At 73.1% G+C, this 12,388-nt stretch carries 10 protein-coding genes; 6 read left to right on the top strand and 4 right to left on the bottom strand.

Features of this window, described 5'->3' with window-relative positions; all coding sequences use genetic code 11:
* The first annotated feature begins 208 nt into the window (after window positions 1–208).
* The 3 genes from AC6EI4_RS05920 to AC6EI4_RS05910 all read left to right on the top strand — a co-directional run bounded on the left by AC6EI4_RS05920 (window position 209) and on the right by AC6EI4_RS05910 (window position 3,315).
* Complete coding sequence (locus AC6EI4_RS05920; protein ID WP_498419385.1) at window positions 209–571, top strand: sterol carrier family protein; 363 nt, start codon at window positions 209–211, stop codon at window positions 569–571.
* A 138-nt stretch (window positions 572–709) separates the two neighbouring features.
* Entirely contained in the window at window positions 710–1,927 is a 1,218-nt protein-coding gene (locus tag AC6EI4_RS05915) for a pyridoxal phosphate-dependent aminotransferase (RefSeq protein WP_498419384.1), read from the top strand.
* Window positions 1,928–1,947: 20 nt separating this feature from the next.
* Complete coding sequence (locus AC6EI4_RS05910) at window positions 1,948–3,315, top strand: dipeptidase (protein WP_498450869.1); 1,368 nt, start codon at window positions 1,948–1,950, stop codon at window positions 3,313–3,315.
* Window positions 3,316–3,348: 33 nt separating this feature from the next.
* Here AC6EI4_RS05910 and AC6EI4_RS05905 read toward each other — a convergent pair whose 3' ends face one another.
* Together AC6EI4_RS05905 and AC6EI4_RS05900 are read right to left on the bottom strand one after the other, a co-directional pair.
* A complete protein-coding gene (locus tag AC6EI4_RS05905) occupies window positions 3,349–4,602 on the bottom strand; it encodes a GAF domain-containing protein (protein WP_498450868.1) in 1,254 nt (417 codons plus the stop codon).
* A gap of 86 nt (window positions 4,603–4,688) precedes the next feature.
* Window positions 4,689–6,491, bottom strand: coding sequence for a sensor histidine kinase (locus AC6EI4_RS05900; protein ID WP_498450867.1), 1,803 nt, complete (start codon window positions 6,489–6,491; stop codon window positions 4,689–4,691).
* A 135-nt stretch (window positions 6,492–6,626) separates the two neighbouring features.
* On the opposite strand from AC6EI4_RS05900, the gene purF reads away from it, so the two are divergent.
* From purF to AC6EI4_RS05885, 3 genes are all read left to right on the top strand, one after another.
* Entirely contained in the window at window positions 6,627–8,147 is a 1,521-nt protein-coding gene (gene purF / locus AC6EI4_RS05895) for an amidophosphoribosyltransferase (RefSeq protein ID WP_498419377.1), read from the top strand.
* 48 nt (window positions 8,148–8,195) lie between these two features.
* On the top strand, window positions 8,196–9,296 hold the full coding sequence (purM, locus tag AC6EI4_RS05890; RefSeq protein WP_498419375.1) for a phosphoribosylformylglycinamidine cyclo-ligase: 1,101 nt from the start codon (window positions 8,196–8,198) through the stop codon (window positions 9,294–9,296).
* Between the two features lie 145 nt (window positions 9,297–9,441).
* On the top strand, window positions 9,442–9,627 hold the full coding sequence (locus AC6EI4_RS05885) for a DUF3073 domain-containing protein (RefSeq protein ID WP_498419373.1): 186 nt from the start codon (window positions 9,442–9,444) through the stop codon (window positions 9,625–9,627).
* 100 nt (window positions 9,628–9,727) lie between these two features.
* On the opposite strand, the gene AC6EI4_RS05880 is transcribed toward AC6EI4_RS05885, so the two are convergent.
* Window positions 9,728–10,825: a Glu/Leu/Phe/Val family dehydrogenase gene (locus AC6EI4_RS05880; protein WP_498450866.1), complete on the bottom strand. Its 1,098-nt coding sequence runs from the start codon at window positions 10,823–10,825 to the stop codon at window positions 9,728–9,730.
* Window positions 10,826–10,878: 53 nt separating this feature from the next.
* Window positions 10,879–12,378, bottom strand: a complete 1,500-nt coding sequence (locus AC6EI4_RS05875) for a hypothetical protein (RefSeq protein ID WP_498450865.1) — start codon at window positions 12,376–12,378, stop codon at window positions 10,879–10,881.
* Window positions 12,379–12,388 lie beyond the last annotated feature (10 nt).

The raw sequence follows: 12,388 nt of genomic DNA, 5'->3' as shown, positions 1-12,388 counted from the left end.
TCGCCGCGCCGCCCCGCGCCCCGCGCCTCGCACTGAGCGGGTCGTGTGCCCCACGACGCGGTGGGGCGCGTGCTCAGGCACACGACCGGGGCCTGGGGCCGCGCCGTACGCCGGCTGGGTGGGGTTGTGTGTCTGGTGACGCGGTGGGGCGCGTGCTCAGGCACACGACCACGCAGGGGCCCCGCGGCGGGTGTGGTCGAATGAGTGCGTGTCCACGCGTCGCCTGACTCCCGCCGATCCCGAGGCGCTGGCCGCCGCCCTGGAGCGGCTCGGGCACGGTACGGCGGAGCGCGCCGACCTCAAGCTGCTGGTGAAGCACTACCTCGCCCTGCTGCAGGACAAGGCGCCCGGGCACTCGGTGGAGGTCCGCGTCCCGCCGTACGCCGCGGTGCAGGTGGTGCCCGGCGTGCGCCACAAGCGCGGTACGCCGCCGGCCGTGGTGGAGATGGACGCCGAGACGTGGATCGCGCTCGCCCGCGGGGAGACGGCGTGGCCGGAGGCCGAGCGGGCCGGGATCGTCCGGGCCAGCGGCGAGCGCGCCGACCTCACCCCGTTCCTCCCCCTGACCTGAGCGCACCCCCTGCCCCGAGCGCACCCCCTGCCCCGAGCGCGCCGCCGCCTGCCCTGAGCACCCCCTGCCCTGAGCGCGACCGGACGCCCACCCTCCCCTGAGCACAAACCGCTGGACACCGCCTGAGAGCATGACGCCGTGCGCCAGATCAGGCAGAGCCGCAAGCTGCAACACGTCCGCTACGACGTGCGGGGTCCGATCCTCGTCGAGGCCCAGCGCCTCGAGGCCGAGGGCCACCGCATCCTCAAGCTGAACATCGGCAATCCCGCGCCGTTCGGCTTCGAGGCCCCCGCCGCGATCGTCGCCGACATGGTGCACCACCTGCCCGAGGCCCAGGGCTACAGCGACTCGCGGGGGATCTACTCCGCACGCACCGCGGTGGCGCAGTACTACCAGAGCCGTGGCCTGGCCGAGGCCCACGTCGACGACGTGTTCATCGGCAACGGCGTCTCCGAGCTGATCACGATGGTGCTGCAGACCTTCATCGACGACGGCAACGAGATCCTGGTGCCGGCGCCGGACTACCCGCTGTGGACCGGCGCGGTGACCCTGTCGGGCGGCATCCCGGTGCACTACCTGTGCGACGAGGAGAACGGCTGGGCGCCCGACCTCGACGACATCGAGTCGAAGATCACCGAGAACACCCACGCGATCGTGATCATCAACCCCAACAACCCGACCGGCGCCGTCTACAGCGAGGACGTGGTGAAGGGCCTGGTCGACATCGCGCGCCGCCACGACCTGGTCGTGTTCAGCGACGAGATCTACGAGAAGATCCTCTTCGACGACGCCGTGCACCACCACACCGCGGCCTACACCGGCGAGGACGTCCTCTGCCTGACGTTCAGCGGGCTCTCCAAGGCCTACCGGGTCTGCGGCTACCGCTCCGGGTGGGTGATGGTCTCGGGGCCCAAGCACCTCGCGGCCGACTTCCTCGAGGGCCTGATGCTGGTCTCGAACATGCGGATGTGCGCCAACGTCCCGGCCCAGCACGCGATCCAGACCGCGCTGGGGGGCTACCAGTCGATCAACGAGCTGATCGTGCCCGGCGGCCGGTTCTACGAGCAGGCCAAGACCGCGCACCGGCTGCTCAACGAGATCCCCGGCGTCACCTCCGTGGAGCCGCACGGCGCGCTCTACTGCTTCCCGCGGCTCGATCCGGAGATGTACCCGATCGAGGACGACCAGCAGTTCGTGATCGACCTGCTGCGCGCCAAGAAGCTCCTGGTCACCCACGGCACCGGCTTCAACTGGCCCACCCCCGACCACTTCCGCCTGGTCACCCTGCCCGAGGTGCACGTGCTGGAGGAGGCGATCGGCCGGATCGCGGAGTTCCTGGCCGAGATCCGCCGCTGAGGCCCCGATAGGGTCGGCGTGTGATTGTCACCGCGAACATCGACCAGCTCCGCACCCGCCTCGCCGAGGTCCTCCCCGGCGTACGCCGCGACCTCGAGGACCTGGTCCGGATCGAGTCGGTCAGCGCCGACCCGGCCCGGGCCGGCGAGGTGCAGCGCAGCGCCGAGGCCGTCGCCGGGCTGTTCCGCGCCGAGGGGTTCGACGACGTCCAGATCCTCACCGCCGACGGCGGCGCGCCCGCCGTCGTCGCCCGCCGGCCCGCGCCCGAGGGGCGTCCGACGGTGCTGCTCTACGCCCACCACGACGTCCAGCCCGAGGGCGACCACGCGACCTGGGACTCCGCGCCGTTCGAGCCGACCGAGCGCGACGGCCGGCTCTACGCGCGCGGCGCGGCCGACGACAAGGCCGGCATCGCCGCCCACCTCGGCGCCCTGCGCATCCTGGGCGACGACCTGCCGGTGGGCGTCACCGTCTTCGTCGAGGGCGAGGAGGAGGTCGGCTCCGAGTCCCTGCCGGCGTTCCTGCGCGAGTACCAGCACCTGCTCGAGGCGGACGTGATCGTGATCGCCGACTCCGGCAACTGGGACATCGGCGTGCCGGCGCTGACCACCAGCCTGCGCGGCCTGGTCCGCGCCGACGTCGAGGTCCGCACGCTGACCCACGCCGTGCACTCCGGGATGTGGGGCGGCCTCGTGCCCGACGCGCTGATCGCGCTGAGCCGGCTGATCGCGAGCCTGCACGACGATGCCGGCAACGTCGCCGTCGCGGGGCTGCACAGCGGCCCGGCCGCCGACGTGGACTACCCCGAGGAGCGGCTGCGCGCGGAGTCCGGCGTGAACCCGGGCGTGGAGTGGATCGGCTCCGGCTCTGCGGTCGAGCGGCTGTGGACCAAGCCCTCGCTGAGCATCACCGGCCTCGACGCGCCCCAGGTCGACGGCGCCTCCAACACCCTGGTCCCGGCGGCCCGCGCCAAGATCTCGATGCGGATCGCGCCCGGCGACACCACCGAGAACGCGGTGGCGTGTCTGCGCCGCCACCTCGAGGCCCACGTGCCGTGGGGCGCCGAGCTCACCGTCACCATCGTCGACACCGGCGAGGCGACCGCCATCGACGCAGAAGGCCCGGCGTACGACGTGGCCCGGGCGGCGTTCGCCGAGGCGTGGGACGGCGTCGCCCCCGTCGACATGGGCGTCGGCGGCTCGATCCCGTTCATCGCCGAGTTCCTCGAGGCGTTCCCGCGCGCGAGCGTGCTGGTGACCGGCGTCGAGGACCCCGACACCCGCGCCCACGGCGCCAACGAGGGCCTGCACCTGGCCGAGTTCGAGCGGGTGATCCTGGCCGAGACCCTGCTCCTGCAGAACCTCGCCTCCCACGCGCCCGCCCGGTAGCCGCGCCGGACGCCGCCGGGCCCGGACCCCGGCTCAGGTCGACGGCGCGGCGCGGGTGGAGAGCATCGTCAGGTCGTCGGCCAGCCGGGCCAGCCGCCGGGCGTCCTGGCCGAGCAGGGTCACCGCGGCGTCGGCCCGCGCGCCCAGGTCGGATGCGCCCTGGAGCAGCTCGACGTTGCCGAGGATCGCGCTCAGCGGGCTCGTCAGCTCGTGGGCCAGGGAGTCGATCAGCCTCGCCTGGTAGGCGTCCAGCTCGCGCAGCTCGTGGGCCAGCCTGCGCTCGCGCGCGAACAGCCTCGCGGTGAGGATGGCGCGGCCCAGGTCGTGCCCGACGTCCAGCGCGGCGCTCGCCTCGACGTCGGTCCACTCCAGGGCGGCGTCCTGGCGCGTCAACGTGAGCGTGCCCAGGCACTCCTCACCCGCGCCGAGGGGCACCAGCATCACCGAGGTGAGCCCACGGGCGCCGAAGTACTGCCTGACCCTGCGGTGCTCGGCCGGCGAGAGCAGGCTGGGGGAGAGGCGGTCGCGGCCGAGGAGGGCGACCTGCTGCTGGGCCCAGCAGTCTCGGGCCAGCCGCATCGCCGTGGCCACCACCGGCGCGGGCGCCTGCGGCACCTCCCACGCGTCCGGGTAGCGGTGGGTGTAGCCCCGCGGCTCCTCGTCGGTGGGCAGCACCCGCACCCACAGGCCGGTGCAGCGGAAGCCGTCGAGCAGCGCCGCCTGGCAGGCACCCAGCGTGCTGCTCAGGTCGGGGCCGGCGCTGGCGGTGCGCACCACCCGCCGGGCCACCTCGGCCAGCCGGAGCTGCTCGGCGCGCCGTTCGTGCTCGAAGGTCCGCAGCACCGCGCGCGCTGCCTGCTCGGCATAGCTGTCGAGCAGCCTGAGCTGCTCGGGGCCGGGGCGGCGCCCGTCCAGGGGCCGGTCGACGGCGAGGATGCCCTGCAGCGTCTCGTCGGCCCCGACGAGCGGCACCATCAGCAGGTCGAGCGGCTGCCAGGCGTCCGGCCCGGCGACGGCCTCGGTGCCCGCGGAGAGGGCGTGGGCGAAGGCGGCCGACTCCTCGTGGGGCACGAAGCGCAGCAGCCGGCCCCAGGGCTGGGCCAGGTCGAGGAGCTCCAGCACCACCGAGGAGGGGGCGCTCTGGCCGACCAGCGACGCAGGTGCCCCGTCGGCGCAGGCGGCGGCGATCGTCTCCATCTCCCCGTTCGGCCGGAACACGCCGATCGTGGCCACGGCGAAGCCCGCCAGCTCGGCGAGGCTCTGCGCGATGAGCCGGAGCGTGTCCACCGGCAGGCCGGCGGAGGAGGGGAGGTGCTGTTCCCGATGGAGCGTGTACGGCGGACGCTCGCCGCCCGGAGTTCCCCGCGCCACGGTCAGCCGGTCGGGAGGCGGACCACGAAGGTGCTGCCCTCGCCCAGGGTGGAGGTCACGTCGATCCGGCCGCAGTGGCGCTCCACGATCCGGCGCACGATGGCCAGCCCCAGACCGGTGCCGGGCTGCTGGATCGCCTCGGGGTTGGTGGAGCGGAAGAACTCGCTGAACAGCCGCTTCTGGTCCTCGGCGCCGATGCCGATGCCGTCGTCCGCGCAGGTCAGCACGATCTCGTCGCCCTCCCGGCTCAGGCTCAGGCTCACCGTGCCGTGGGCCGGGGTGTACTTCACCGCGTTGCTGACCAGGTTGGCGCAGACCCGGTCGAGCTCCTCGGCGTCGCCCAGGACCAGGAACGGCTCGTCGGCGAGCTCGAGGCTCAGCGTCAGCGCCTTGCGCTGCACCGCCACCTCGACCAGCTCCACCGCTTCCGCCAGGAGCGGACGCAGGTCGACCGGGTGGGCGACCAGCGGCTTGTCGGGGTCGGTGACCTGGGAGAGCAGCAGCAGGTCCTCGACCAGCTTGTTGAGCCGGTTCGCGCCGCGCTCGATGGCGGCCAGGGAGGTCCGGGTGGACCCGCTGAGACCGGTCACCGACTCGAGGATCTCGAGGTGGCCGATGATCGAGGACAGCGGGTTCTTCAGCTCGTGCGACACGGTCGCGATCAGCTGGCCCTTGTAGGTGTCGAGGCGCTGGAGCTCGGCCACCAGGCGGTGCTCGCGCTCGAAGAGGCGGGCGTTGAGCACCGCGCGGCCCAGGTCGTGGCCCATGTCCAGCGCGACGGCCCCCTCCACGTCGCTCCACTCGGGGTCGCTGTCGTCGCGGGTCAGCACCAGGTGGCCCAGGCACTCGGGCCCCGCGCCGAGGGGCACGAACAGCATCGAGGTGATGTCGATGCTGGTCAGGAACTCGCTGATCCGGGAGTTCTGGCTCTCGTCGAACAGCCAGCCGGCCGGCCTGCGCAGCGAGACGATCCCGACCCGCTGCTCGCGCCAGCAGATCCCGGACGCGGCGACGGCCTCGCGACGCAGGTCGTCGGGCAGCTCGACGCCCAGGCCGTCGGAGGAGGAGATGGCGCCGCGCTCGAGCCCGCGCCCGTCGACGTCGTAGAGCTGGATCCACAGGCCCTGGATGCGGAACCCGTCGACGATGGCCTTCTGGCACTCCTCGAGGATGCGGTCCAGGTTGAGCTGGGCGCTGGCGTTGCGCACGATCTTGCGGGCGGTGTCGGCCAGGCGCAGCTCCTCGGCCTGGCGCTCGCGCTCCATCGCGCTGATGATCGCGCGTCCGGCCTGGTCGGCGTACATCTGCAGCTGGCGGCGCCGTTCGGGCCCCGGGCGGCGACCGTCCTCGGGCAGGTCGACGGTCAGGAAGCCGCGCAGCTCGCCGGCCTCGTCGAGCAGTGGTGCGGCGAGGAGGTCGAGGGGGTGCCAGGCCAGCGGGTCGTCGTCGACGGGCTCGATGTCGGGCACCCAGCCGGTGCGCACGAAGTCGCCGACCCGGCTGTGCGGCACGAAGCGCAGCGAGCCCCACTCGTCGGCGTGCTCGATCTCCTCGAGCATCTGGCTGACCGGGGAGAACGTCCCCAGCAGCGCCTGGCGGGCGTCCTCGTTGCCGGAGACCGCGACGACCTCGAGCTCGCCGCTGTCGTGCAGCACGCTCAGGCAGGCGACCCCGAATCCCGCCACGTCGGTCACGCCCTCGGCGACCACGTCGAGGGTGTCGCGCAGCGCGCTGTGGCCCCATGCCTCGGCGAGTACCCGGTGGATGCGGTAGTTCGCGAGCTCGCGGACAGTCTCTTCTGGCATGCGGTCGCGCCCCCTCTTCGGAGTCAATGTAGTGCCCACGCACACCGCACGAACGGCGAATGGGAGTGCGTCCGAGGGATGGAAGCCCCCCGCGACGATGCGCGAGCCCCTCCTCGGCGCCCCTAGACTCGGAATGTGCCCCGGCAGACACCCCGCGGAGACGGGCGGCTCAACCTCGATCTCGATCCCCAGGAACGCGGCCCGCAGGACGCCTGCGGCGTCTTCGGCGTCTGGGCCCCAGGCGAGGAGGTCGCCAAGCTCACCTACTTCGGCCTGTACGCGCTGCAGCACCGCGGGCAGGAGTCCGCCGGGATCGCGGTCAGCAACGGCCGCCAGATCCTGGTCTACAAGGACATGGGGCTGGTCTCCCAGGTCTTCGACGAGTCCACCCTGGACTCGCTGCGCGGGCACCTGGCGATCGGCCACTCGCGTTACTCGACCACGGGCGCGAGCACCTGGCAGAACGCCCAGCCGACCTTCCGGCCCACCGCCGACGGCTCGATCGCGCTGGCCCACAACGGCAACCTGATCAACACCCACGAGCTGGTCGCGATGGTCGCCGAGCTGGAGAAGGGCGACGAGGCCGACCTGCAGGGCCGCGAGGGGGAGGTCTCCACCAACGACACCGGGCTGGTGACGGCGCTGCTGGCGCACCACCCGGACACCTCGCTGGAGCAGCGCAGCCTCGAGGTGCTGCCGCTCCTGCGCGGCGCCTTCTCCTTCGTCTGGATGAACGAGAACACCCTCTACGCCGCGCGCGACCCCCAGGGCATCCGCCCGCTGGTCCTCGGCCGGCTCGACCGCGGCTGGGTGGTGGCCAGCGAGGACGCCGCGCTCGCCACCATCGGGGCCAGCGTCGTGCGTGAGATCGAGCCGGGCGAGATGCTGGTGATCGACGAGCAGGGTCTGCGCTCGCACCACTTCGCCGAGCCCGAGCCCAAGGGCTGCGTCTTCGAGTACGTCTACCTGGCCCGCCCCGACGCGACCATCGCCGGGCGCAACGTGCACGAGGCGCGCGTGGAGATGGGCCGCCAGCTGGCCCGGGAGTTCCCCGTCGAGGCCGACATGGTGATGCCGGTGCCCGAGTCGGGCACGCCGGCCGCCGCCGGGTACGCCGAGGAGAGCGGCATCCCGTTCGGGCAGGGCTTCGTCAAGAACGCCTACGTCGGGCGCACCTTCATCCAGCCCAGCCAGACGCTGCGCCAGCTCGGCATCCGGCTCAAGCTCAACGCGCTCGACCACATGATCCGCGGCAAGCGCATCGTCGTGGTCGACGACTCGATCGTGCGCGGCAACACCCAGCGCGCCCAGGTCCGGATGCTGCGCGAGGCCGGCGCGAAGGAGGTCCACGTGCGGATCTCCAGCCCGCCGGTGAAGTGGCCGTGCTTCTACGGCATCGACTTCGCCACCCGCGCCGAGCTGATCGCCAACGGACTCAGTCCCGAGGAGATCGCCGCCAGCGTGGGCGCCGACACCCTGGGCTACATCTCGCTCGACGGGATGATCGACGCCACCGGCCAGGACACCGAGCGGCTGTGCAAGGCGTGCTTCACCGGCGACTACCCGGTCGCGCTGCCCGACGAGAGCCAGCTGGGCAAGCACCTGCTCGAGGCGTCGCTGAGCGCCCGGACGCTGCCGGTCCTCAACAACCCCTGAGCCCGAGCCGACACCCTCGCCCGCCGTACGCCGTCCCCAGGAGCAGCCGTGAGCCACCACCCCACCCCGTCCCCCTCGTCGAGCGCCGGCGCCGAGAACGCCTACGCCGAGGCCGGGGTCTCCATCGAGGCGGGCGACAAGGCCGTCGAGCTGATGAAGGTGTGGATCGAGAAGGCCCGCCGCCCCGAGATGATCGGCGGCATCGGCGGCTTCGCCGGGCTCTTCGACGCCTCGGCCCTGAAGAGCTACGAGCGGCCCCTGCTGGCCTCCTCGACCGACGGGGTCGGCACCAAGGTGGCGATCGCGCAGGCGATGGACAAGCACGACACGATCGGGTTCGACCTGGTCGGCATGGTCGTCGACGACCTGGTCGTCTGCGGTGCCGAGCCGCTGTTCATGACCGACTACATCGCCACCGGCCGGGTGGTGCCGGAGCGGATCGCGGCCATCGTCAAGGGCATCGCCGAGGCCTGTGTGGAGGCCGGCTGCGCGCTGACCGGCGGGGAGACCGCGGAGCACCCGGGGCTGCTCGGCCCCGACGAGTACGACGTGGCCGGCGCGGCGACCGGCGTGGTCGAGGCCGACCGGCTGCTCGGCCCCGGCCGGGTCCGGCCCGGCGACGTGGTGATCGCGATGGAGGCCAGCGGACTGCACTCCAACGGCTACTCGCTGGTGCGCCACGTGCTGCTGAACACCGCCGGGTGGGAGCTCGACCGCCACGTCGACGACCTGGGGCGGACGCTGGGCGAGGAGCTGCTGGTCCCGACCAGGATCTACGCCAAGGCCTGCCTCGCGCTGGCCGCGCGCACCCGTACGCACGCGATGTCGCACGTGACCGGCGGCGGCCTGGCCGCCAACCTGGCCCGGGTGATGCCGATGGAGCTGACCGCGACCATCGACCGCTCGACGTGGACCCCGCAGCCGATCTTCGACCTGGTCCGACGCGTCGGCGACGTCGCGCAGCCCGACCTCGAGCAGACCCTCAACTGCGGGGTGGGGATGGTGGCGCTGACCGAGGCCGACGACGCCGACCTCGCCATCCAGGTGCTGGCCGAGCACGGAGTCCGCGCCTGGGTCGCCGGCGCGGTGCGCGCCGACGACGTGGAGGGCGGTCAGGTCCGGCTCACCGGCGCCTACGCAGGTTGGTAAGGCTTGGTTTTCGCTTTGGGCGTAGTCGATTTGCGGCCCGGGTGTGCGGGAACAGCCCAACAGCAGGTAGCGTTGCACCCACGAGAAATCTCTAGGACAGCCCGGGGCCCTGTGTCCCGGCCAAGCGTGCGAGGGGGTCGACCCTATGGGGCGCGGCCGAGCAAAGGCCAAGCAGACGAAGGTCGCTCGCGACCTGAAGTACCGCACTCACGAGACGGACTTCGGGGCGTTGGCGAAGGAGCTGCATGGCGGTGAGAACACCACACCGGACCGGCCGGAGTCGTCTGCCGACGACCCCGAGGACTGGGCGGACTATCCTCCGCGTGACTGACTGATCTGACTGTGCTGCGTTCAGGATTCCCCGGTCCGCCGGGGAATCCTGACGTTGTCAGGCGAAACTTCGCCCGACAACATCAGGTTTCGGCCCCCCTTCACGGGGTCCAGATGCCACGCAGTCGACCGATCTCCCGGATCCGCTGCTCGGCCAATCGGTCGGCGGCCACCGCCGGGGGGACGCCGTCCGTGGCGGCGCGCTCGAACACCGCGCGGGTCGTCTCCAGGATCCGGGCGGCGCGCTGCTGGGCACGCTCGAAGGAGAACCCGGCGAGCTCGTCGGCGACCTGGATCAGCCCGCCGGCGTTCACGCAGTAGTCCGGCGCGTACAGCACGCCGCGGTCGGCCAGTGACTTCTCGATCCCCGGATGCGCGAGCTGGTTGTTGGCGGCGCCGCACACCACGCGCGCCGAGAGCACGGCGACGACCTCGTCGGTGAGCGCCGACCCGAGCGCGCAGGGCGCGTAGACGTCGAGCGGCGAGGCGACCAGCTCGTCGGTCGAGCCGACGACGCGCACCGTCGGCAGCTCCTCGCGGATCCGGGCCACGGCGGCCGCGGACACGTCGGTCACCACCACGCTCGCTCCGTCCTCGACCAGGTGCCGGGCCAGATGCCGACCCACCTTGCCCACGCCGGCGATGCCGACCGTGCGCCCTGCGAGACTGGTGCTGCCCCAGGTCCGCTCCGCCGCGGCGCGCATCCCCTGGAACACGCCGTACGCCGTGAGCACCGAGCTGTCGCCGGCGCCGCCGTGGGCCACGCTCCGCCCGGTGACGTAGGCGCACTCGCGGGCGATGTGGTCCATGTCCTCGCTGAAGGTGCCCACGTCGCAGGCGGTGACGTAGCGCCCACCCAGCGACTGCACGAACCGGCCGTAGGCGCGCAGCAGAGCCTCGGACTTGAGCGTCGCCGGGTCCCCGATGATCACCGCCTTGCCGCCGCCCAGGTCGAGCCCGGCCAGCGCCGCCTTGTACGACATCCCGCGCGCCAGGTTCAGCGCGTCCGCGACCGCGTCGGCGGTGGTGGCGTAGGGGTGGAAGCGGGTGCCGCCCAGGGCCGGGCCCAGCGCGGTGGAGTGGATCGCGACGATCGCGCGCAGGCCGCTGGCGGGGTCGTTGCAGAAGACGACCTGCTCATGCTCGGCGCCGAGCTCGAAGACGTCTCCGGGGGCGGTCGGTGGGTGCGCTTCGGGCATGGGGGTGTGGCCTCTCGTCCGACGCCACGCGGGTGGGTGGCGCTGAGTTGCGGTCACGGGGGTGGTGTGACCTCGCCCACCAGCCTAGACCCGGCGGTCCGCGCCAGCACCAGGTCCCCATGGGTGCCGTAGCCGGCCAGCTCGCCACCGTGCGGGCGACCGTTGAAGGTCACCATCAGCCAGCCCTCGCCGTCGCGGACCAGGGAGGGCCACGGGATGTTGGTCGGGTACGGCGCGTCCAGGACGCCGACCTCGCGCAGGTCAAGGTCGAGCACCGGGAAGCGTCGGCGCATTCCGCGTCGGCCGTCGCGGCCGTCGCTGGCCAGCACGAACCAGCCGGGGCGGTCCGCGTCGCCCAGGTCGCGCTCGTCCAGGTGCAGCAGCGTCGTCCCCTCGGTGGCGATGCGACGCGTGTCGGCCGCGCGCAGCGTCAGCCGGTCCAGGGACGGGCCTTCGGCGAGCGCCGGGTGGAAGCGGAAGAACTTGCGGGCGCTGACGAACCCGACCAGCCAGCCGCGCTCGGTGCGCACCAGGTGCGGGTCCCAGACCGCCACCGACGGCACCGGCCCCGCCGGCCCGGTCATCGGCAGCTCCAGGCGCCGGGTGGCGAGCAGGTGGGCGCCGCTGAGCAGGTCCGCGTCGGTACGGGCCAGGGTGATCTCCACCCGGGCGCCGGGTCGGGCCCGGTCGAAGTCGCCCCAGGTGCTGGTCGCCACCAGCCAGCCGTCCTCGGTGCGCACCAGGTGGGTGGCGTGGTCGCCGAAGGCGCCGGGTCCCTCGGGGCGGTGGAAGAAGAGGTCGGCGCGGTGCTCGAGCTCCTGGGTGACGGGGTCCAGGCTCCACACGCCGGTGTGGGCGGTGTCGAAGAAGCCCGGTCCGGCGTGGGTCGCGGTCAGCAGCAGCCGGCGCCCCTCGCGCAGCGGGCTGCCGTCGAGGTGGGTCGCCACCTTGACGTCGCGCAGCCCGAGCTGGCCGAAGGCGCCGGCCCGCAGCCGCAGCGACTTCGGCGGCTCGCCCGCGGCCCAGCGGTGCCCGGCCCGGAGCCCGGCCAGGAAGGGGCCGGCGCGGGTGTCGAGCCGCTCGGCGAGGTCGACGCGCCCGCGCACGGTCCACCCGGCCCCGCCGCCGGACTCGCTGCCCGGCTCACCCGCGCACGCTTCGCCGGGCTCCCGGGTGAGCACGCTCAGATGCGTTCCGGTCAGGGTGAGCCCGAGCTCGACCGGGCCGCTGACCCGGCCGTGGCGGCGACTGCGGTGGTGGCTGGTGCGGCCGGTCGCGTCGGTGACCTCGAGGCCGGTGGTCCCCGAGGTGGCGTCCCACCAGCCGGCGAGGGTGACCCCTCCCGAGACGAGCAGCAGCGTGAGTCGGCCGCGGGCATCGGGGGCGACCTGCGCCGTGACCGCGGCGTACGGCGCGAGCCGGGCCGCCGGCTCCAGCGAAGAGTCGGGGACGGGGCCCTCGGCGGCCGACCAGGAGCGATCGACGTCGACGAACGCGGGAGCGACCAGCGCCACGGGTCGCAGCCGCGCGACGATCTCGAACCGGGGCAGCACCCGGACAGTC

This window comes from Nocardioides sp. Z43_10 (assembly GCF_059766615.1).
The sequence above is the reverse complement of the archived record's forward strand: the minus strand, read 5'-3'. Positions and strand labels throughout refer to the sequence as shown.

Coding starts and splice junctions, on each gene's coding strand:
- AC6EI4_RS05900 (WP_498450867.1), bottom strand. CDS start 6,491: ATGCCAGAAGAGACTGTCCGCGAGCTCGCGAACTACCGCATCCACCGG.
- AC6EI4_RS05885 (WP_498419373.1), top strand. CDS start 9,442: ATGGGGCGCGGCCGAGCAAAGGCCAAGCAGACGAAGGTCGCTCGCGAC.
- AC6EI4_RS05880 (WP_498450866.1), bottom strand. CDS start 10,825: ATGCCCGAAGCGCACCCACCGACCGCCCCCGGAGACGTCTTCGAGCTC.